This window comes from Novosphingobium kaempferiae (genome assembly GCF_021227995.1).
GTDB classification, from domain to species: Bacteria; Pseudomonadota; Alphaproteobacteria; order Sphingomonadales; family Sphingomonadaceae; genus Novosphingobium; species Novosphingobium kaempferiae.
On the sequence record NZ_CP089301.1, the window covers coordinates 1,360,018 to 1,381,430 of the forward strand.

General features: G+C 67.6%; 17 protein-coding genes. 9 read left to right on the forward strand and 8 right to left on the reverse strand.

What is annotated here, in order from left to right; genetic code table 11:
* Nucleotides 1-216: 216 nt before the first annotated feature.
* Nucleotides 217-1,548, reverse strand: a complete 1,332-nt coding sequence (gltX, locus tag LO787_RS06310; RefSeq protein ID WP_232494998.1) for a glutamate--tRNA ligase — start codon at nucleotides 1,546-1,548, stop codon at nucleotides 217-219.
* A gap of 33 nt (nucleotides 1,549-1,581) precedes the next feature.
* Nucleotides 1,582-2,763, reverse strand: coding sequence for a benzoate/H(+) symporter BenE family transporter (locus LO787_RS06315; protein WP_232494999.1), 1,182 nt, complete (start codon nucleotides 2,761-2,763; stop codon nucleotides 1,582-1,584).
* Between the two features lie 125 nt (nucleotides 2,764-2,888).
* On the opposite strand from LO787_RS06315, the gene LO787_RS06320 reads away from it, so the two are divergent.
* On the forward strand, nucleotides 2,889-5,042 hold the full coding sequence (locus LO787_RS06320; RefSeq protein WP_232495000.1) for a TonB-dependent siderophore receptor: 2,154 nt from the start codon (nucleotides 2,889-2,891) through the stop codon (nucleotides 5,040-5,042).
* A gap of 10 nt (nucleotides 5,043-5,052) precedes the next feature.
* Here LO787_RS06320 and LO787_RS06325 read toward each other — a convergent pair whose 3' ends face one another.
* Nucleotides 5,053-6,708 carry an NAD+ synthase gene (locus LO787_RS06325; protein ID WP_232495001.1) on the reverse strand — a complete coding sequence of 552 codons (1,656 nt, stop codon included), beginning with the start codon at nucleotides 6,706-6,708 and terminating at the stop codon, nucleotides 5,053-5,055.
* A 252-nt stretch (nucleotides 6,709-6,960) separates the two neighbouring features.
* The gene (locus LO787_RS06330) at nucleotides 6,961-7,134 is read right to left on the reverse strand and encodes a hypothetical protein (protein WP_232495002.1); all 174 of its coding nucleotides are present in this window, start codon (nucleotides 7,132-7,134) and stop codon (nucleotides 6,961-6,963) included.
* 168 nt (nucleotides 7,135-7,302) lie between these two features.
* Between LO787_RS06330 and LO787_RS06335 the strand changes: the two genes are divergently transcribed.
* The 6 genes from LO787_RS06335 to LO787_RS06360 all read left to right on the forward strand — a co-directional run bounded on the left by LO787_RS06335 (nucleotide 7,303) and on the right by LO787_RS06360 (nucleotide 14,338).
* Entirely contained in the window at nucleotides 7,303-8,298 is a 996-nt protein-coding gene (locus LO787_RS06335; protein ID WP_232495003.1) for an ArsR/SmtB family transcription factor, read from the forward strand.
* Nucleotides 8,298-9,221 carry a methylenetetrahydrofolate reductase [NAD(P)H] gene (metF, locus tag LO787_RS06340; protein WP_232495004.1) on the forward strand — a complete coding sequence of 308 codons (924 nt, stop codon included), beginning with the start codon at nucleotides 8,298-8,300 and terminating at the stop codon, nucleotides 9,219-9,221. Before LO787_RS06335 ends, metF begins: the two co-directional genes overlap by 1 nt.
* Nucleotides 9,218-10,264, forward strand: coding sequence for a homocysteine S-methyltransferase family protein (locus LO787_RS06345; RefSeq protein WP_232495005.1), 1,047 nt, complete (start codon nucleotides 9,218-9,220; stop codon nucleotides 10,262-10,264). Before metF ends, LO787_RS06345 begins: the two co-directional genes overlap by 4 nt.
* 8 nt (nucleotides 10,265-10,272) lie before the next feature.
* Nucleotides 10,273-10,791: a GNAT family N-acetyltransferase gene (locus LO787_RS06350; protein ID WP_232495006.1), complete on the forward strand. Its 519-nt coding sequence runs from the start codon at nucleotides 10,273-10,275 to the stop codon at nucleotides 10,789-10,791.
* Nucleotides 10,792-10,810: 19 nt separating this feature from the next.
* Nucleotides 10,811-13,552: a methionine synthase gene (gene metH, locus LO787_RS06355; RefSeq protein ID WP_232495007.1), complete on the forward strand. Its 2,742-nt coding sequence runs from the start codon at nucleotides 10,811-10,813 to the stop codon at nucleotides 13,550-13,552.
* 219 nt (nucleotides 13,553-13,771) lie between these two features.
* A complete protein-coding gene (locus LO787_RS06360; protein ID WP_232495008.1) occupies nucleotides 13,772-14,338 on the forward strand; it encodes an NUDIX hydrolase in 567 nt (188 codons plus the stop codon).
* A 23-nt stretch (nucleotides 14,339-14,361) separates the two neighbouring features.
* On the opposite strand, the gene LO787_RS06365 is transcribed toward LO787_RS06360, so the two are convergent.
* The gene (locus tag LO787_RS06365) at nucleotides 14,362-14,829 is read right to left on the reverse strand and encodes a NucA/NucB deoxyribonuclease domain-containing protein (RefSeq protein WP_232495009.1); all 468 of its coding nucleotides are present in this window, start codon (nucleotides 14,827-14,829) and stop codon (nucleotides 14,362-14,364) included.
* Between the two features lie 161 nt (nucleotides 14,830-14,990).
* On the opposite strand from LO787_RS06365, the gene recQ reads away from it, so the two are divergent.
* The gene (gene recQ, locus LO787_RS06370; RefSeq protein WP_232495010.1) at nucleotides 14,991-16,871 is read left to right on the forward strand and encodes a DNA helicase RecQ; all 1,881 of its coding nucleotides are present in this window, start codon (nucleotides 14,991-14,993) and stop codon (nucleotides 16,869-16,871) included.
* A 95-nt stretch (nucleotides 16,872-16,966) separates the two neighbouring features.
* On the opposite strand, the gene LO787_RS06375 is transcribed toward recQ, so the two are convergent.
* The 3 genes from LO787_RS06375 to LO787_RS06385 all read right to left on the reverse strand — a co-directional run bounded on the left by LO787_RS06375 (nucleotide 16,967) and on the right by LO787_RS06385 (nucleotide 20,270).
* Nucleotides 16,967-18,277, reverse strand: coding sequence for a dicarboxylate/amino acid:cation symporter (locus LO787_RS06375; protein WP_232495011.1), 1,311 nt, complete (start codon nucleotides 18,275-18,277; stop codon nucleotides 16,967-16,969).
* A 67-nt stretch (nucleotides 18,278-18,344) separates the two neighbouring features.
* Nucleotides 18,345-18,632 (reverse strand): hypothetical protein, encoded by a 288-nt coding sequence (locus LO787_RS06380; RefSeq protein WP_232495012.1) that lies wholly within the window; start codon nucleotides 18,630-18,632, stop codon nucleotides 18,345-18,347.
* A gap of 102 nt (nucleotides 18,633-18,734) precedes the next feature.
* Nucleotides 18,735-20,270, reverse strand: coding sequence for a L,D-transpeptidase family protein (locus tag LO787_RS06385; protein WP_232495013.1), 1,536 nt, complete (start codon nucleotides 20,268-20,270; stop codon nucleotides 18,735-18,737).
* Between the two features lie 176 nt (nucleotides 20,271-20,446).
* Between LO787_RS06385 and LO787_RS06390 the strand changes: the two genes are divergently transcribed.
* Nucleotides 20,447-21,361, forward strand: a complete 915-nt coding sequence (locus LO787_RS06390) for a DMT family transporter (protein ID WP_232495014.1) — start codon at nucleotides 20,447-20,449, stop codon at nucleotides 21,359-21,361.
* Nucleotides 21,362-21,413: the final 52 nt, after the last annotated feature.

Genomic DNA, 21,413 nt, shown 5'->3' on the forward strand with positions numbered 1-21,413 from the left:
GCGCGAGGGTCTTCGTGTCTTCATCTGGAGAACCCCGCGTGCCGTTTGCTGCGGGGTGGGTGTCGTTAGGTGCAGTTCAGTACATGCACGCCGACGCCCACCGCGCGGTCACGGTCGGTTTCGGGGTGGTAATAATGATCGGCATCACGAACATGGACGCGCCACTAGCGGCAAGCGCAGGCGGTGTAAACGGGAATTATGTTGCGCGCCGAAGCATCAGGTCCGGGACGACAACCGCTCCAGCGCAGCATCGCGGCCGATCAGCGGCAGCAGCGCCGCCATGTCTGGACCATGCTCCATCCCAGTAAGCGCCTGACGAAGCGGCAGAAACAGCGCCTTGCCCTTGCGCCCGGTGGCATCCTTCAACGCCCCGGTCAGCGCCTTCCAGATCCCCGCGTCCCAGGCCAGCGAACCCAGCATTTCCGCGGCCTGCGCGCAGTAGGCGCGGTCCTCTTCCGACAGTTCCGGCGCCGCCACCGGCCCGGTCACGACGGCCCACCAGTCCGCCGCCTCGGCCATGCGCGAAAGGTTCGGGCGAACCGCCTCCCACGCCGCCGCATCCATACCCTCAGGCAGTCGCGAAGCCACTGAATCGAAAGGTAAAGCATGGACGATCGCGGCGTTCACACGCTCCAGTTCCGCCTCGTCGAACCGCGCCGGAGCACGGCCGAACCGCGACAGGTCGAAGGCCGCCGCCAGTTCCTCCAGACCCAGCGAAGGATCGACCGGATCGCTCGTCCCCAGCCGCCCGAGCAGCGCCACCAGCGCCTGCGGCTCGATGCCCGAATCGCGGAAATGCGCGGCCCCGAGCGAACCCAGCCGCTTCGACAGCTTGCCCTCGGTCCCCACCAGGAGCGCTTCGTGCGCGAACTGCGGCACCGGCGCGCCGAGCGCGGTGAACATCTGCACTTGCGCCGCCGTGTTGGAGACGTGGTCCTCGCCCCGCAGGATGCTGGTGACACCCATCGCCACGTCGTCGATCACCGAGGGCAACATGTAGAGCCACGATCCGTCGGCGCGGCGAACGACCGGGTCGCTCATCTGCGAAGCCTCGAATTTCTGGGCCCCTCGCACCCCGTCCTCCCACGCAATCGGCTCGTCATGGTCGAGCAGGAAGCGCCAGTGCGGCAGGTCTCCGGCAGCGATCTTCGCGGCCTTCTCCTCTGTCGAGAGCTTCAGCGCCGCGCGGTCGTAGATCGGCGGAAGTCCACGCCCCAGCAGCACCTTTCGGCGCAGATCCAGTTCCTGCGGCGTCTCCCAGCACGGATAGACGCGCCCCGCCGCCTCAAGCTGCGCGAACGCCTCCTCGTAGATCGCGAAGCGCGCGGACTGGCGCTCCTCGCCCTCGGGATGGAGGCCCAGCCACGCCAGATCGGCGCGGATCGCCTCGACATACTCCTCCTTCGAGCGCGCCGCGTCGGTATCGTCGATGCGCAGCAGGAAGCGCCCGCCGGACTGTTTCGCCAACAGGAAGTTGTGCAGCGCCGTGCGGATATTGCCAACGTGGAGGTGCCCGGTGGGCGAGGGTGCGAAGCGGGTGACGGTCATGGCGCCCGCGATTACGAGGCGCAGGCGGGCAGGTCAATTTTGCCCGTAATGTCTGGGCGCAAAAGCCCACTTCGCCGCCAGCGCCGCAAACCCCGCCAGCAGGCCCCAGAACGCCGATCCCACGCCCATCAGCGAGACGCCCGAGGCCGTCGCGGCGAACGTCAGGATCGCGGCGTCGCGCTCGGTCTTCTCGACCAGCATCTGCTCGACCGCACCGGTCAGCGGGGCGATGAGGGCGATGCCCGTCAAAGCGGCGATGGCGGTGGCAGGCATGGCGAGGAAGAACAGCACCAGCGGGGTCGAGAACAGCGCCAGCACAAGGTAGAATCCCGCATAGATCACGCCCACGATCCAGCGCCCCTCTGCCTCGGGGTGCGCATCGGAGCCGGTGCAGATCGCCGCCGTGATCGCGGCAAGGTTGACGCCATGCGCCCCGAACGGCGCAAGCAGCAGGCTCGCGAGACCGGTCCCCAGCAGTAATTGGCGGGGCGGGGGCGCATAGCCCGCGGAGCGCAGCACGACGAGGCCGGGCAGGTTCTGCGACACCAGCGTCACCAGGAACAGCGGCAGCCCTACGCTCATCACCGCGCGCCAGTCGAACACCGGCACGACCGGCTCCAAAGCGCCCAGCAGCGGCCCGCCGTCAAGGCCCCGAAGGTCGCCGCGCAGCAGCAGCACGGCGATACCCGCGCACAGCACGAGCAGCAGCGCATAGAGCGGCAGCCGCTGGCGGGCGATGACGAAGACCACGAGCAGCACGCAGACCAGCAGCGCATCGCTTTCCAGCGTGCGGAACAGTTGCAGACAGAACGGCAGCAGCACGCCCGCCAGCATGGCCGAGGCGACAGAAGCCGGAATCCGCTCCGCCAGCCGCCCAAGCGCCGGGACCACCGCGAGCACGCACATCATCGCCGCGGCTGCCAGGAACGCTCCGATGGCGACGGGCCACTGCACTGTCCCGGCACTCGCCACCAGCAGCGCCGCTCCCGGCGTCGACCACGCCAGCACCACCGGCACCCGCGTGCGCAGCGACAGCAGCCCACCGCAGACCGCAATGCCGAGGCATAGCGCTGTAACCGACGAACCAACCTGTGTCGTGCTCGCGCCCAGCCCCTGCATCGCCCGGACGACCAGCGGAACGATGCCTCCGAACCCCACGACGGCGGCGATGAAGGCGGAAGTCCAGGCGGCGAGCGGCGGCATTCGTAAGATCATCGCGGCGCTATGGGCGGGTTCGGCGCGGATGGAAAGCGCGGGCTCACAATAATGCGATTGACTCGCATTTGCATGAAATCTAGGTGCTCGGCAAAAGTTCAGCAACAATGATGATGAGGGTTCATATGCGCCTGCCCGTCCGGCACGCCCTGCTCGCCACCACTCTCCTGATCGCGCCCAGCCTGTGCGGCGCGGCCCATGCCGAGGAGGCCGAGGCGGCGCCTGATCCGGCGGGCACCATCATCGTCACCGCCGGGCTGGAGCAGTCCAGTTCCGCCACGGCCCTCGCCTTGCCGGTCAAGGACACGCCGCAGTCGGTGACGATCATCGACCGCAAGCGGATCGAGGATTTCGCCATCACCAACGTCAACGACCTGCTGGAACAGGCCGTGGGCATCAACGTCGAGCGGGTCGAGACGGACCGCACCTACTTCTCCTCGCGCGGGTTCGACGTCTCGAACTTCCAGGTCGACGGCATCGGCCTGCCGCTCGCCTGGGGCATCCAGTTCGGCGACCTCGACACCGCGCTGTTCGAGAACGTGGAGATCGTGCGCGGCGCCAACGCGATCATGACCGGCATCGGCAACCCCTCCGCCACCGTGAACTACGTGCGCAAGCGCCCGACCGACGAATTCAAGATCACCGGCTCCGCACAGGTCGGCAGCCGAGACTACTGGCGCGTCGAGGGCGACGCCAACGTGCCGCTGACCGACACGCTTTCGGTCCGCGCGATCTACGCGCACGAGGATCGCGACGGCCACCTCGCCTACAACCACGTCAATCGCGACGTCTATGGCGCCATCCTGCGCTGGCAGGCGACGCCCAGCCTGCGCGCCACCGTGGGTTATACCCGGCAGGAGAACGACGCGGACGGCGTGCTGTGGGGCGCGATCCCGCTGGTCTACACCGACGGCACCCGCATCCCGCTGTCACGCTCGGCCACGACCTCGGCCGACTGGACCTACTGGAACACGCGGGACCAGAGCCTGTTCGGCGAACTCGTCTACGATTTCGGCGGAGGCTGGTCGGCAACCGGCATCGCCACCTACCGCCGCTTCCAGGAGCATTCCAAGCTGCTCTACGCCTACGGCTACCCCGACCGGGAGACCGGCGAGGGCGTCTACGGCATGAGCGGCATCTACCCCTCGGACTACAAGCAATACCTCGGCGACGTGTACCTCTCCGGCCCGTTCCAGTTGCTGGGCCGCGAGCACAAGCTGGCGCTCGGCGTCTCGGTCTCGAAGTCCGACGCCAAGGAGATCGAGGACTTCTCGACCGACACGATCGTCTATCCCGGCCCGTCCGAATGGGGCGAGACCGGGATTCCCGAGCCCAGCTACCCCGGCGGCTATGTCGCGGCGGACTATTCCGACCGCCTGACCCGCGTCTACGGCGCGGCGCACCTCAACCTGACCGACCAGCTCAAGGCCGTCGTCGGCGCGAGCGCGATGTGGATCAAGTCGACCGGCGAATCCTACGGCACCAGCCAGGCGCGCAAGGACAGCAAGGTCAGCCCCTACGTCGGCGCGATCTACGATCTGACGCCGAACCTCTCGTTCTACGCCAGCTACACCGACATCTATAACCCGCAGTCCGAGATCGGCATCGACAACCGCCGCCTCGACCCCGCCAAGGGCACCAGCCTGGAAGCGGGCATCAAGAGCACCTGGTTCGGTGGCAGGCTCTATGCCACCGCCGCAGTCTTCAAGGCCAAGCAGAAGGGCCTCGCCGAATATGCCGGCAACTTCGACGAAAACGGCTGCGCGCCCGGCCAGACGAGCGACTGCACCGGCAAGGCCTTCGACAGCTACTATGACCCCACCGACACGACATCCAAGGGCTTCGAGGTGGAACTGGCGGGCAATGTCACCGAGAACTGGCGCCTCAGCGGAGGGTTCACCCTCCTCAATGTCGAGAACGCCGACGGCGAGGATACCCGCACCTGGATCCCCACCCGCTCGCTCAAGCTGTCCTCGACCTACACGGTGCCCGAGTTCAACGACCTCAAGCTGGGCGCGCAGCTGCGCTGGCAGAACGCCACGACCGCGATCGTCAGCGACCTCGCCACTTACGGCGGCGTCGAGGGCGACGTGACGCTGCGCCAGAAGGACTACGCGATCCTCGACCTCATGGCAGGCGTGCGCATCGTCGACCACCTGCGCGCCAGCCTGAACCTGCGCAACGTGACCGGCACCAAGTACCTCAACAGCCTCAAGTGGGGCCAGGCGTTCTACGGCGCCCCGCGCAGCGCGGTGGTGTCGCTGAACTTCGAGTATTGAGTGATGCCGCTCACCCGCTCCGGAAGGCGTGGGTGAGCGGATAACGCCGGTCGCGCCCGAAATTGCGCGCGGTCAGCTTCACACCGGGCGGCGACTGGCGGCGCTTGTATTCAGCGCGGTGGAGCAGGCATTCGACGCGCGCCACGGTGGCGCGCTCGAAGCCCTCGTTGACGAGTTGCTCCACGCTCTTGTCGTGCTCCACGAGGCCGATGAGGATCGGATCGAGCACCTCGTAGGGTGGCAACAGGTCGCTGTCGCGCTGGCCTTCGTGCAGTTCCGCCGTCGGTTCGCGCGTCAGCACGCCCTCGGGGATAACCTGCCCCGAAGGCCCGAGGCCGATCCGCGCAACGTTGCGATTGCGCCAGTTCGCCAGTGCGTAGACGGTGGTCTTGTAGGCGTCCTTGAGCGGGTTGTAGCCGCCCGCCATGTCACCGTAGATGGTGGCATAACCCACGCTCAGCTCGCTCTTGTTGGCGGTGGCGAGCAGCATCGGGCCGAACTTGTTCGACAGCGCCATCAGCGCCGCACCGCGCACCCGCGACTGGAGGTTCTCCTCCGCCAGATCGCGCGGCAGCCCGTCGAACGCCTCGCCCAGCATCGAATCGAAGCCGTCTACCGCCGCGCCGATCGGCATCTCGGCATAGCGAATGCCCAGCATCCGGGCGCAGGCAGCGGCATCCTCGCGGCTCTGCGTGCTGGTGAAGCGCGAGGGCATCATCACCCCCCACACCCGGTCCGCGCCGAGCGCATCGACGGCGATGGCGGCGCAGGTCGCCGAATCGATCCCGCCCGAAAGCCCCAGCACGACGCCGGGGAAGCCGTGCCGCTCCACGTAGTCGCGCAAGGACAGGACCATGGCGCTGTAGATGTCCTCGGGGTTCTCGGCGAGCGTCTCCACGGTGCCGCGATCACAGCGCCAGCCCTTTGCGGTCTTGGTCCAGCGGGTCTCGACGACCTGCTCCTCCCAGTCGCGCAGCTGCACCGCCAGCCCGCCGTCGCCGTTGACCGCGAAGCTGGCCCCGTCGAACACCAGTTCGTCCTGCCCGCCGACGCGGTTGAGGTAGGCGAGCGGTAGCCCCGTATCGACCGCGCGGCGCTTGGCCACGCCTTCGATGCGCAGGGCTTCCTTGTTGATCTCGTAAGGGCTGCCGTTGATGCAGACGAGGATCTCCGCGCCGAAGTCGGCCAGGTGGCGGCAAACCTCGATTCGCCAGATGTCCTCGCCCACCGGCACGCCGATCATGGTGCCGCGCAGGATCACCGGCTCGGGCAGCGGGCCGGGCTGGAACAGGCGCATCTCGTCGAAGGTGCCGTAGTTGGGCAGTTCGTGCTTCAGCCGCACCGCCGCGACCTTGCCCTGATCGAGCAGCGCGACGCCGTTGTGCAGCGCACCATCGAGCACGAAGGCCGAACCCACCAGCATCGCCGGCCCATCGCTTGCGGTCGCCTCGGCCAGCTTCTGGAGTTCGGCGGCGGCGCGTTCGATCAGCGATGGCTTGAGGATCAGGTCTTCGGGCGGATAGCCGATGAGATGCAGTTCCGGGAACACCACGAGGTCGCTCTTGCCCGCGGCAGCCCGCGCGGCGAGCACGCCCTTCGCATTGCCGGCGATGTCCCCCACCGACTGGTTGAGCTGCGCGAGGGTGATCTTCAGCGTGTCCGGCATGGCCCGGTTGATGCCCCGCCCCCGAAGGCAGTGCAAACAAAAACCCGCCCTGTTGGACAGGGCGGGTCTTGCTTGTCCGCCCCGGCGTAAACGCGGATGGCGGATACAAAAAACCCTCCCGCTCGGGAGGGCTTCTGTCCGTCGTTAAACGGACTTTCCAATGCCGCGGGCAATGCCCTCGGCTTCCGGTATGGACCCGGACTGGAAAGCGGCGGGGGTAGACTTGCCGAAGCAGTCGTTCCCCCAAACCGATTACATCGCCTCGGACGCAGCCTCGGTCGGAGCGTCGGTGGCGTCACCGGTCATCAGCTCCTCGGGAGCGGTCTCAACCGAATCGGTGGTGGCTTCTGCGGCGGGTTCACCACCACAAGCAGCGAGCGACAGAGCGGCAACCGACGCGAACGCGGCGAAAGCAATCTTCTTCATGCGAATCCCCTTGCATTGTTTGGCGCATAGGCCAACGCTTGCAGGCAAGCCTGCGGTGCCAATCTTTAGACGAGACAATGGTGCAACGCAAATAGGAATAAGAGGGGCGCAAATCCGCGGAATTCCTAGGGGTTGCACACATATAAAGATATCTTTATATGATCCGGCATGCGGATCGACCCTCTTCTGCGCGCTCTTTCGGAGCCGACGCGCCTGCGCATCATGCGCCTGCTTGCGCATATGGAACTCGCCGTCGGAGAGCTTGCCCAGGTACTCGGGCAGAGCCAGCCGCGCGTCTCCCGGCACATCCGCATCCTGTGCGATGCGGGCCTTGCCGAACGCCGCAAGGAAGGCAGCTGGGTGTTCCTGCGCAGCGCCGTCAGCGAGCATGTCGCGCCGTCGATGGCCCCGACGATGGGAAGCGCCGCCGCGCTCCTGCTGGCCACCGCAGAGCGTGACGACAGCCAGTTCGCCGCCCGCTGCGCCGAAGACCGCCGCCACCTCGCCGCCATTCGCGCCGGGCGTGAAGCGAGCGCGCAGGCCTATTTCGCCCGCCACGCCGCCGAGTGGGACACGCTGCGCCGCCTCCATGGCGCCGACGAGCCGGTCGAGGCCGCGCTGCTCGCGGCGCTCGACGGGGAAGCGATCGGCGGGTTGCTCGACGTCGGCACCGGCACCGGCCGCATGGCGCAGTTGCTGTCCCCGCGCGCGGGCCGCGTGACCGCGCTCGACAACAGCCCCGAAATGCTGCGCATCGCCCGTGCTCGTTTGCAGGACTTGCCGGCCGACAAGATCAATCTGGTGCAGGGCGATTTCACCGCCCTGCCCTTCGCCGAAGACGCCTTCGACACCGTGCTGTTCCATCAGGTGCTGCACTATGCGCAGGATCCCGCCGTCGTGCTGGGCGAGGCCGCGCGCGTGCTGCGCCCGGGCGGACGTATCGCCGTGGTCGACCTCGCCTCACACGAGCGCGAGGAACTGCGCGAGCGCCACGCCCATGCCCGCCTCGGCTTTTCGGACGAGCAGATGCTCGCCCATCTCGCCTCCGCAGGTCTCGTCCCCGCCGCGCCCGTGGCGCTGCCGGGCGACCCGCTCACCGTTAAAATCTGGACTGCGCGCCGCGATGGTGTAACCGCGCCCGCCGTATATCGAGAGACCGTTTGATGACCGCTTCCCAACGACCGGCCGAATCCCCTCTCTTCGCAGGGCTGCCGGGCGACATTTCCGTCTCCTTCGAATTCTTCCCGCCCAAGTCGGAGAAGATGGAGGAACAGCTGTGGGACGCGATCACCCAGCTCGCCCCGCTCGATCCCAGCTTCGTCTCGGTGACGTATGGCGCGGGCGGCTCCACGCGCGAGCGTACCCACGCGACCGTCGCGCGGATCGTCAAGGAAACCTCGCTGGTCCCCGCCGCGCACCTCACCTGCGTTGCCGCCAGCAAGGGCGAGATCGACGAGGTGGTCGACCAGTATTGGGAAGCGGGCGTGCGCCACATCGTCGCCCTGCGCGGCGATCCGCCTCCGGCTGACGGCGGCCGCTTCGTGCCGCACCCCGAAGGCTACGGCAGCGCCGCCGAACTGGTCGAGGGGCTGAAGAAGCGCCACGACTTCGAGATTTCGGTCGCTGCCTACCCCGAAGTCCACCCCGAGGCGGTGAGCGCCGAGGTCGACCTCGACAACCTCAAGCGCAAGATCGACGCGGGCGCCTGCCGCGCGATCACGCAGTTCTTCTTCTCGACCGACGCCTACTTCCGCTTCCTCGACAAGGCGCTGGCGGCGGGCATCACCGCGCCGATCCTGCCGGGCATCATGCCCGTCACCAGCTTCTCGGCGATCCGCCGGATGAGCGGCAACACCGAGATTCCCGGCTGGCTGGAAACGATGTTCGACGGCCTCGACGACCGCCCCGGTCCGCGCGCCCTCGTCGCCGCCGTCGCCGCAGCGGATCTGTGCAAGCGCCTCTACGAAGGCGGCGTGCGCGATTTCCACTTCTACACCCTCAACCGCGCCGAGCAGGCTTACGCGATCTGCCAGCTGCTCGGCCTGCGCCCCGCCCCTAATTCCACTAAGGAGCTGGTTACAGCATGAGCGTCCGTGAAACCTTCCTCGCCGAGGCGGCCAAGCGCATCCTCATCACCGACGGCGCCTTCGGCACCGAGATCCAGAACTGGAAGCTGTCGGAAGAGGACTATGCCGGGAACCTCGGCCTGTCCCACGACCAGAAGGGCAACAACGACATCCTCGCGCTGACCAAGCCCGAGGTGCCGGAATCGATCCACCGCGCCTACTTCGAGGCGGGCGCGGACATCGCCGAGACCAACACCTTCTCGGCCAACCGCATCAGCCAGGCCGACTACGGCGCCGAGCATCTCGTGCGCGAGATCAACGTCGAATCGGCGAAGCTCGCGCGTCGTCTGGCGGACGAGTACCAGGCCAAGGACGGTCGCCCGCGCTTCGTGGCGGGTGCGATCGGGCCGACGAACAAGACCCTTTCGCTCAGCCCCGACGTCAACGATCCGGGCTACCGCGAGATCGACTGGGACACGCTGGTCGACGTCTACAAGGAACAGGCCGCAGCCCTCGTCGAAGGCGGCGCGGACTTCATCCTGATCGAGACGGTGTTCGACACCCTCAACGCCAAGGCGGGCGTCATGGCCGTGCGCCAGCTTGAAGCCGAGCTTGGGCGCGAAGTGCCGATCATGCTGTCGATGACGCTGACCGACCTTTCCGGCCGCAACCTGTCGGGCCACACGGTCGAGGCGTTCTGGCACGCGGTGCGCCATGCCAAGCCGGTGACGATCGGCCTCAACTGCTCGTTCGGCGCGACGCAGCTGCGCCCGCATGTGAAGACGCTGTCGGAGATCGCCGACACCCTCATCATGATCTACCCCAACGCCGGGCTTCCCAACGAACTGGGCGCCTATGACGAGATGCCGGACACGACGGCGGGCTTCGTCGGCGAATGGGCGGTCGCGGGGCAGGTCAACGTGCTGGGCGGCTGCTGCGGCTCCACCCCCGCGCACATCAAGGCCATCGCCGACAAGGTGACGGGCATGGACCCGCGCACGCTTCCCGCGCTGGAGCCGGTGACGCGCCTCGCGGGCCTCGAACCCTTCACGATGGTAGCCTGAGAACTTTCGTGAACGACATTCCCATCTGGCGCATCCGCCCGGCCGGACCGGACGATGCCGACGCGCTCGCCCTCGTGGGCGCGGCGACGTTCCTTGAGACCTTCGCAGGCCACATCGACGGCGCGGGCCTCGTCGCGCATTGCGCGAAGCAGCACTCCGCCGACGCCTATCGCGCATACTTCGCCAAGGGCGCGAAGGCGTGGCTGGCCGAGATCGAACCCGGCGGCGCGCCGGTCGGCTATGCGCTGTCCTGCGATCCGGAGATCGAGCATGCGCAGCCCGGCGATGTCGAGCTGAAGCGCATCTACCTGCTGTCGCGCTTCCAGGGCTCGACGATCGCGGGCGCGCTGATGCTGGCCGTCATGGCCGAGGCGAAGGGCGCCAGCCGCCTGCTGCTCGGCGTCAAGGACGACAACCACCGCGCGCTTTCCTTCTACGCCAAGCACGGCTTCGAGACGATCGGCACCCGCCGTTTCGACGTGGGCGGCAAGACCTACGACGACTTCGTGCTCGCACGCCCGCTCTGACCCGACGAGAACAACACCCATGACCGCCACTCCCTCCGGCTCCCGTTTCGTCAACATCGGCGAACGCACCAACGTCACCGGCTCGGCCAAGTTCAAGAAGCTCATCATGGCGGGCGACTACCCCGCCGCCATCGAAGTCGCCCGCCAGCAGGTGGAGAACGGCGCGCAGGTCATCGACGTCAACATGGACGAGGGCCTGCTCGACGCGGTCGAGGCGATGACCACGTACCTCAAGCTGATCGCCGCCGAGCCGGACATCGCGCGCGTGCCGGTGATGGTCGACAGCTCCAAGTGGGACGTGATCGAGGCGGGCCTCAAGTGCGTGTCGGGCAAGCCAATCGTCAATTCCATCTCGATGAAGGAAGGCGAGGAGCAATTCCTCGACCATGCGCGAAAGTGCATGGCCTACGGCGCCGCCGTGGTCGTCATGGCCTTCGACGAGACCGGCCAGGCCGACACCAAGGAGCGCAAGATCGAGATCTGCGAGCGCGCCTACAAGCTGCTCGTCGGCATCGGCTTCCCGCCCGAGGACATCATCTTCGATCCCAACGTCTTCGCCGTCGCCACCGGCATCGAGGAACATGACCGCTACGGCCTCGACTTCATCGAGGCGGTGGTGGAGATCAAGGCGCGCTGCCCGCACGTCCACTTCTCGGGCGGCCTGTCCAACCTCTCGTTCAGCTTCCGCGGCAACGAGACGGTCCGCCGCGCGATGCACTCGGTCTTCCTATACCACGCGATCCCGGCGGGCCTCGACATGGCGATCGTCAACGCTGGCCAGCTCGACGTCTACGACCAGATCGACCCGGCCCTGCGCGAAGCCTGCGAAGACGTCATCATGATGCGCCGCCCCGGCGTGGGCGAGGACGGCAAGACCTCCACCGAGCGCCTGATCGAACTGGCGGAGAGCTTCAAGGGCAAGGACACCGTCGCCGAGAAGGCAGCCGAGGAATGGCGCGGCTGGGACGTCACCAAGCGCATCGAGCACGCACTGGTGCGCGGCATCGACGCCTACGTGGTCGAAGACACCGAGGAAGCCCGCGCCGCGATCGCCGCTGCCGGCGGTCGCCCGATCGAGGTGATCGAAGGCCCGCTGATGGGCGGCATGAACGTCGTCGGCGACCTGTTTGGGTCAGGCAAGATGTTCCTGCCGCAGGTCGTGAAGTCCGCGCGCGTGATGAAGAAGGCGGTCGCTCACCTGATCCCCTTCATCGAGGCGGAGAAGGACGCCAAGACCAAGGCGAAGGGCCGCATCATCATGGCCACCGTCAAGGGCGACGTCCATGACATCGGCAAGAACATCGTCGGCGTCGTGCTCCAGTGCAACGGCTACGAGGTGATCGACCTTGGCGTCATGGTGCCGTGGAGCAAGATCCTCGAATCGGCGAACGAGAACGAGGCCGACATCATCGGCCTCTCGGGCCTCATCACCCCCTCGCTCGACGAGATGGTGACCGTGGCCGAGGAAATGCAGCGCGCCGAGATGAACATTCCCCTGCTGATCGGCGGCGCGACGACCTCCAAGGTCCACACCGCGCTGCGCATCGACCCGGCCTATACCGGCACCGTGGTCCACGTGCTCGACGCCAGCCGCGCGGTGGGCGTCGCCTCGCAGCTGCTGTCCGACACGCAGGCGGAAGGCTTCAAGTCCTCGGTCGCGATCGACTATGCCAAGGTCCGCGAAGCCCGCGAGGGCAAGGGCCAGAGCGACCTGCTGCCGCTCGCCGATGCGCGCGCCAACGCCTTCCCCGCCGACTTCGCGCTCAAGCCCGCCGCGCCCGCGCAGCCCGGCCTGCATGTGTTCGAGGACTGGGATCTCAAGGATCTGGTCGAGACGTTCGACTGGGTGCCCTTCTTCCGCGCCTGGGAACTGGCGGGCAACTATCCCGCGATCCTGACCGACCCGGTCGTCGGCGAAAGCGCCAGCAGCCTATTCGAAGATGCGCAGGCGATGCTGGCGAAGATCATCGACGAAAAGTGGCTGACCGCGCGCGGCGTCTGCGCCTTCTGGCCTGCCCATTCCGAAGGTGACGATATCATCATTTCCTCCCCGAGCTCGCTCGGGGAGGGGGACCATGCGAAGCATGGTGGAGGGGGAGAGGCCGCGCCATCCCCCTCCACCACCGGCTCCGCCGGCGGTCCCCCTCCCCAAGACAAGCTTGGGGAGGAATTGCGCCTCCCCTTCCTGCGCCAGCAGTTCAAGAAGTCGCGCGGCCGCGCCAACTTCTGCCTGTCGGACTTCATCGCGCCGCAGGACGACTGGCTCGGCGGCTTCGCGGTCGGCATCCACGGCATCGAGCCGCATCTGGAGCGCTTCAAGGCGGCGCACGACGACTATTCGGACATCCTGCTGAAAGCCCTCGCCGACCGCTTCGCCGAAGCCTTCGCCGAGCGCCTGCACCAGCATGTCCGCACGACGTTGTGGGGCTATGCGCCGGACGAGCAGTTCACCAACGAAGCGCTGATCCGCGAGGAATATCGCGGAATCCGCCCGGCGCCGGGCTATCCCGCCTGCCCGGACCATTCGTTGAAGCCCATCCTGTTCGATCTTCTGAAAGCGCAGGACAACGCCGGGATCGTGCTGACCGAAAGCCAGGCGATGCTGCCGACGGCGGCGGTTTCGGGCTTCTACTTCGCGCACCCGGAAAGCCAGTACTTCGGCGTCGCCCGCATCGGCCGGGACCAGCTGGAAGACTACGCCGTGCGCCGCGATGTGGACCTGCCCACCGCCGAACGCTGGCTGCGGCCGAACCTGGACTGAGTTCCTCCACCATCGGGGGAGGGGGACCATCCGAAGGATGGTGGAGGGGCACGCGCTGGATCGCGTGCCCTTGCAGGGCAGTGCCTCTCACAAGTGCGCGCAGCAAGGTCCGGCAACCACGATGGTGCCCCTCCACCACCTTGCGGTGGTCCCCCTCCCCGTGCCGGGGAGGATCATTTCGCACTTGCAACATGGCCGGCGCCCGATAACCCTGCGGCCATGACCACCGCACGCATCACCGGGCGCACCCTCGTCTATGACGGGTGGTACAAGTTCTCCCGCCTCGAAGTGGAGATGCCCGACGGCAAGCGGGTGGAGCGGCACCTGCTCGACAACGGCTCGGCGGTGGCGGTGCTGCCCTACGACCCGGCGCGGCGGCTGTGCATGCTGATCGACCAGCCGCGCGCGGGCGTGCTCGCCGCTGGCGCGCCGCCGCTGCTGGAGGCCATCGCAGGCAATCTCGACGGCGCCTCGCCCGAAGCGCGCATCGTCGAGGAAGCCTTCGAGGAAGGCGGCCTCCGGATCGAGGCGCTGGAGCCGATCACCAACATGTGGTCGCTCTGCCCCGTCTCCACCGAGCGCGTGCAGCTCTACCTTGCGCAATACGCGCATGACGACCGCGTGGGCGAAGGCGGAGGCGCGCATGACGAGGACGAGAACATCACCGTCCACGAGATCGGCCTCGACGCCCTGCGCGCCATGGCGCTATCGGGCGAACTGACCGACGCCAAGACGCTGATCCTCGCGCAAGCGCTGCTGCTGCGGCACCCGGAGCTTTGGACGTAGAACCCTGCGGCGGCGCTCGATAGCTAGGTCAGCGCCTTGCCGTTCTGGGTGAAGCGGCATCCATGCTCGCATCCCTTGCATGCTGGCAGGCACGGGTTGGTGACATCGCCGTCGGGGTGACCCGTCACGACGACGAGGAACTTCGACTGTTCCCCGTTGCCCGCCACGATGCCGTAGCGAGACAGGAACCCGGCAATCAGGCCTCCTTGCGCGCTGTTCTCCCGCCCTGGGATGTGGCCGACCCAACTGGCTCCGCCGCCTTCCAGCGTGCAGGCGAACGGATATTCGTCCCGGCTCAGCACATGCGGTATCTCGTAGCGCTGCCCGCCATGCTCGAAATGGAGTGCGTCTGCCCGGGTGGCCTTGCGCAGCTTCGGATCCGGCCCAGCATAGGTCAGGAGTTTCGGGTGCCCTGCCATCTGTGCATGCCAGACATTTACAGCCAGCTCGCGATGCCGCCCCCAGTCGAACACCAGCTTGGGATACTTCAAGGTGCCCTCCCGCCCTTGCCGATGAGGCGATCATGCGCCCGCGCGATAGAGCGGACAAGAGGAAGAATGCGCCGGTTCTACGCGGGTTTGCCTACCGAAACGGAGGAAACCTGCCCGCCGAGGGTTTCCCCCCGGGTGCCGCCTCTGCCATAATCGCCGCCGTGAACGACGACGACTGGCCTTTCGAGACGACCTTCTACGGCGAACCCGACGCCGACATGATGGACATCCACGCCCCCGACGTGGACTGGACGCCTGCCCCTCCGCCCGGCGAGGAAGAGGTGGCGAAGGCGCTGCACGACGTCTTCGGCTTCTCCGGTTTCCGCGGCGTGCAGGACCAGGTGGTCGACCGCGTGCTGCATGGCCGCTCGACGCTGGCGATCATGCCGACCGGCGCGGGCAAGTCGCTGACATACCAGCTGCCCGCCGTGCTGCTGCAGGGCACCTGCGTGGTCGTCTCCCCCCTGATCGCGCTCATGCACGACCAGTTGCGCTCGGCCCGCGCCAACGGCATCCGCGCGGCCACGCTGACCAGCGCCGACACCGATCGCGGCGCGACGATGGACGCCTTCCGCGCCGGCGAGCTGGACCTGCTCTACATCGCGCCCGAGCGCGCCAGCCAGCCGCACTTCCGCGAACTGCTGCAATCCGCGCGGATCGGACTGTTCGCCATCGACGAGGCGCATTGCGTCTCCGAGTGGGGGCACGATTTCCGCCCCGACTACCGCCTACTGCGCCCGCTGCTCGACGCCTTCCCCAACGTCCCGCGCCTCGCGCTGACGGCGACGGCGGACCACCACACCCGTGCCGACATCCTCGCCCAGCTCGGCATCCCGGACGAGGGCCTGATCGTCGCCGGGTTCGACCGGCCGAACATCCGCTACACCATCCGCCCGCGCGAGAACGTCGGCCGCCAGATCAAGGCCATCGTCGACGAGAACCCCGGCCCCGGCATCGTCTACGCCCCCACCCGCGCCCGCGTGGAGCAGCTGGCCGAGAGCCTCGCCGCCGCGACCGGACGGCGCGTGCTGCCCTATCACGCTGGCCTCGACCCCGACGTGCGCGCGCGCAACCAGGCCGCCTTCGTCGCTTCCGAAGACATGGTGATGGTCGCGACGGTCGCCTTCGGCATGGGCATCGACAAGCCCGACGTGCGCTTCGTTGCGCATGCGGGCATCCCCAAGTCGATCGAGGCCTACTATCAGGAAACCGGCCGCGCCGGGCGCGACGGCGATCCTTCCGTCGCGGTGATGCTATGGGGCGCCGACGACTTCGCCCGCGCCCGCCAGCGCCTGTCGGAGATCGAGCCGCACCGCCAGCAGAGCGAGCGCCAGCGCCTCGATTCGCTGGCCGGGCTGGTGGAGACGGCGGAATGCCGCCGCGCCGTGCTGCTGCGTCACTTCGGCGAGACGCCCGCGCAGACCTGCGGGAACTGCGACAACTGCCTCGAACCCGTGGGCGTGGTCGACGTGACAGAACTGGCGCGCAAGCTGCTCTCGGCGGTGTTCCGCACCGGGCAGACTTATGGCCTGGGCCATCTGGAGAAGGTGCTGACCGGCGTGTCGGACGACCGCGTGCTCCAGCGCGGGCATGACCAGCTTTCAGTCTTCGGCATCCTGACGGACGACGAGAAGCCGCTGCTCAAGGCGCTCGCACGGGCGCTGCAGGCGCGCGGCAGCCTGACGTCGACCGAGCACGGCGGCCTCGCGCTGGGCGGCGATGCGCGCGCGATCCTGAAGGGCGAGGCGGCGGTCGCCATCGTCATCCCGCCCAAGCCGGAGCGCCAGCGTCGCGGGCGCGGAGGGGATGCGGGCGCCAACCCGGTCGGCAACCCGCTGTTCGAGGCGCTGCGCGAACTGCGCCGCGATCTCGCGAAGGAATCGGGGGTGCCGCCTTACGTCATCTTCCACGATTCCACCTTGCGCGACATGGCCAACATGCGCCCCGCCTCGCTGGCCGAACTCGGCCGCATCGGCGGCGTCGGCACGCGCAAGCTGGAGGCTTACGGCGACGCCTTCCTCGAAGTGATCCGCCGGCACTGAACCTCTCCGTCATTGCGAGCGCAGCGAAGCAATCCACCGTCGGCCCACGGCGTGGGATTGCTTCGCTGCGCTCGCAATGACGAAGGGAAGCTGCCCTACCCCGCCCGCGCCTCGTCCGGGGCGCTGACGGCGGAGATCACCGTCGCGCAGACGAGGTCGCCGATGACGTTGAGCGTCGTGCGGCACATGTCGAGGAAGCGGTCGACGCCGATGATGAGGCCGATCCCCTCGGGCGGCACGCCGACGCTGCCCATGATGAGCGCCACGACCGGCAGCGATCCCGCGGGCACGCCCGCCGTGCCGATCCCGGCGAGGATGCAGATCAGCATCACGTAGAGCTGCTGGCCGAGGCTCAACTCCACCCCGAAGAACTGGGCAAGGAACAGCACCGTCACGCCCTCGAACATGGCGGTGCCGTTCTGGTTGGCGGTGGCACCGATGGTGAGGACGAAGCGCGCCACGCGGCGCGGCAGGCGCAACTGCTCGTCGGCGACGCGCAGCGAGGTCGGCAGCGTGGCGTTGGAGCTGGCGGTAGAGAAGGCCAGCACGCTCACCTCGCGCGTCTGGCGCAAGAACTTCAAGGGGCTGCGGCGGGCGACGAAGGCGAGGAGCAGCGGATAGACGCCGAACATCTGCAGGCCGAGCGCCAGCAGCACCACGCCCACGAAGGCGGCGAGCTTGCCCAGCAGATCCCAGCCGAACTGCGCGGACAGGTTGAACATGAAGCAGAAGATCGCGATCGGGGCGAGCCTGATGACGATGCCGATCAGCTTCATCGACACCTCGAACACGCCCTCGATCGCCTCCTTGAGCGTTTCGGTGCGCGCGCTCGACACCAGCAGCAGGCCGATGCCGAAGAACAGCGCAAAGAACATGACGGCGAGGATGTCGTTCTCGCTCATGGCGGTGATGACGTTGGAGGGGACCAGCGCCAGCACCGCATCGACGCCCGAGACGGCCTCCTTCGAGGTCTGGAGGATGCTTCCCGCCGAATCCGCGCTCTTGCTCAGAAGCTCGCGCGCGGCGTCGCGGTCCACGCCGTCGCCGGGGCGCAGCAGGTTCACCGCGACGAGGCTGATGGCGACGGCGATGCCCGAGACGATCACCGTGTAGATCAGCGTCGCCACGCCGACCTTGCGCAGGGCCCGGATCTCGCCCATTTCCGCGATGCCGATGACGAGGGCCGAGAACAGCAGCGGCAGCACCAGCATGAACAGCAGGCGCAGGAAGATCTGTCCCACCGGCATCGTCACGTATTCGATCAGGGTGGCGACCCAGCCCGCATCGCGCGCGAAAGTATAGGCGAGGAGGCCGCAGCCGAGGCCGAGCACGAAGCCGATCAGGATGCGCCACTGCAGCGTGGTTTCGGTGCCGTCCCGGTCTTCGGAGGCCGTGGCCTGATCCATGCGCTCGTCGTCCCTCGGCCTCGCTCGTCAGGGATTACAAGGCGCGAGTGACGCAAATGTTGCGGATTCAGGTCGTGTCGTCGCCCCCGAAGCTCACTGGCACGGCCAGCAGGAACGGCAGTTCGGGGGAGGCGATGCGCGACTCCGTGCCGTTCGCGTGGATCAGCACGACCCGGCCCACACCCGGCGTCGCCACCACGGCGGAGACGCTGTCCACCCATTCGTGGAGCACCGCGCGGGCGCGGGCGAGCGCCTGCTCCTCGCGCGTGGTGGTGCCGGAGGCTTCCAGTTCGGCCTCCAGATCGACGATGCGCGCGGTAGCCTCGTCTATGCGGTCGGGGTCTGTTGCGGTCATCGCGGGGGCTCCTTGCCGGGAGCCGTCACCTAAAGACCGCCCGCGGTCCCGGATCAAGTCCGGGACGACGTTACCGTCGGGGCGCTACGCTTAGCGCAGCCCTTAGAGCGGATTATCCAGCTGTATGATCGCCTCGTCGCTGGCGCGCTGGGTGGTCTTGAGCTGGCGCGCGGCCTTGAAGCTGGCGAGCACCGGCGTATCGCGGCCGTAGATGTCGCCGAAGGACTGCAGCGTGCCGTCGATCGAGCGGGCGAAGGTGAAGTAGGTGAGGTAGACCGGGAAGGTCCGCGTCATCTGCACCTTCTTGTACTCGCCCGCGCGCGACAGTTCGGCGGCTTCGGTCGAGGGCATCTGCGCGCCGAGGATCGCCATCGTCATGCCCAGCTCCACCGCGCGCTCGGTGCGGATGCAGCCATGGCTGAAGGCGCGCACGTCGGAGTTGAAGTAGGACTTGGCGGGCGTGTCGTGCAGGTAGATCGCGTGCGGGTTGGGCATGTCGATCTTCATCAGGCCGAGCGCGTTGTTCGGTCCCGGCTGCTGAACGACGGTGATCGTGCCGTCGGCGTTCTTGTAGCCCTTGTAGCCGTTGTTGGCGGCCCACTTCGGGTTGCCGAGCACCTTGGCGCCGAGGCCCTCACCCTTGACGATCGACTGCGGCACCGTCCAGGTCGGGTTGAACACGACCGCGCTGACCGTCTCGGCCAGCTGCGGGGTCGCGGTGCGGCCCGGCTTGCCCACCACGGTCTTGTAGGTGCGCAGGATCTTGTTCTTGACGACGAGGCGCAGCTGGAACTCGGGCACGTTGGTCATCAGGTAGACCGTGCCGAGATCGCGGGCGAGCCAACGCCAGCGGTCCATGTTGGCCTGGATCAGCGCGCGACGCTCCTTGTTCGCCATCGGCGTCGCGTTCAGCTCGGTCTTGAGCGCGGCATAGTCCGGGTTGGTCGGGGCGAGCTTCGCCACCACGCCGGGCACGTCATGGTCGGACAGCGCCTGCGCCATGATCTGCTGCGTGGGCATGGCATCCTGGTCGGGGTCGACCGCGAACCACTGGACGCGCGCGGGCATCGGCGTGCGACCGTCGCGCAGATCCTCGATCAGCCAGGCGAAGACGCGGCTGGCGAGCGAATCCAGCGCATCGCCCTCGCCCTTGGCGATCGCCGCCTTGAGCGCGCCGGGCTGGTAATCGGCGGGGATCAGGCCTTCCTTGCCGATGTAGCCGATGGTGTTGAGCAGCGCCTGCGCGTCCGAAAGGGTCCAGGGCATCACCGGCTCGGTGATGACCACTTCCTGCACCACCGGCGAGGAGATCGTCGGCGCCTGCACCGGAACCGGCGAAGGCGTGGCGGTGGGGGCAGGAACGCCTGTCGCGGCGGTCGTGGGGCGGGCGCTCGGCTGCGACGTGGGCTTCGCGACCGGCTGGGCAACCGACTGAGCCGTGCGGGCGGTCGGCGGCAGCAGATCCTCAGGCATGTCCGTCTTGATCTTAGGCGCCTTCTTCGCAGCCTTGTCAGCCGCCTTCTGGGCAGCCTTGTCGGTCGCTGTGCCGGTATTCTGCGCCTGAACCGGCTGAACGCCGACAGCCAGAAGCGTCAGCGCCGAAACGACACCGGAACCGAACCGCTTGAAACTCGCCATATTGCCTTGAAACCTGCCCGACTTGGAAACCTGGGGGATGAAGCGCCACGCCCCCCGAAGGTTGCCTGCCGCACTGCACAGATGTGCCCGTTTACGCGCCTTTCTTCAAGGATGCGACCTGTCCCCGCGATGAATTGCTTGCGTACAAACTTGCATGGGGCGAGACGCAGCGCGTCATGCATGCCCCCTCCACTGACACCAGCACCGGCACCAACACCGGCCCCGTCTCCACGCTGATGCCCGTCCTCGCGGTCGTTGCGGGGATCGCCGCGTTCAGCGTGATGGACGCGGCGATGAAGGCCGCCTCGATCGCGGTGGGCGTGGGCACGGCGCTGCTGCTGCGCAACGTGATCGGCACGCTGCTGACGATCCCGCTGTGGCTGGCGAAGGGTCGCCCGCTGCCCAGCCGCAAGGTCGCGACGTTCCATTTCCAGCGCTCCTGCGTGACCGCGGTGATGGCGGCGCTGTTCTTCCACGGGCTCGTGCGCATCCCGATGGCCGAGGGCATGGCGATCTCGTTCTTCGCGCCGATCATCGCGCTCTACTTCGCCGCGCTGATGCTGGGCGAGACGATCCGCCCGCGTGCGATCCTCGCCGCCCTGCTCGGCCTCGTCGGCATGGTGGTGATCGGCGCGGACCGCTTCGGGGCCGGAGAATACGGAGCCGAGGCGATAGAGGGCACGATCGCCATCGTGCTTTCCGCCGTGTTCTACGCGCTCAACCTCGTGATGCAGCGCCGGCAGGCACTGCTGGCGGGACCGGTGGAGATCGCGCTGTTCCAGAACCTCAACGTCTCGATCCTGTTCGCCCTGTTCGCGCCGTTCTACTGGACCGCGCCCGATGTCGTGACCCTCGGCTGGACGGCGCTCGGCGCGGTGCTGGCGACGATCGCGCTGCTGTTCCTCTCATGGGGCTATGCGCGCGCGGAAGCGCAGGTTCTGGTGCCGGTGGAGTACACCGGATTCCTGTGGGCCGCGCTGATGGGATGGCTGGTGTTCGGCGAGCATCTGGGGCTCGGTGTCGTCGCCGGGGCCGCGCTGATCGTCGTCGGTTGCTGGATTGGCACCCGCACGACACAAAACGACACCTAAGCTGGACCTTCTGCCCCTTGACGACTGGCCCCCAAGCGCGCATCGGCGGCGC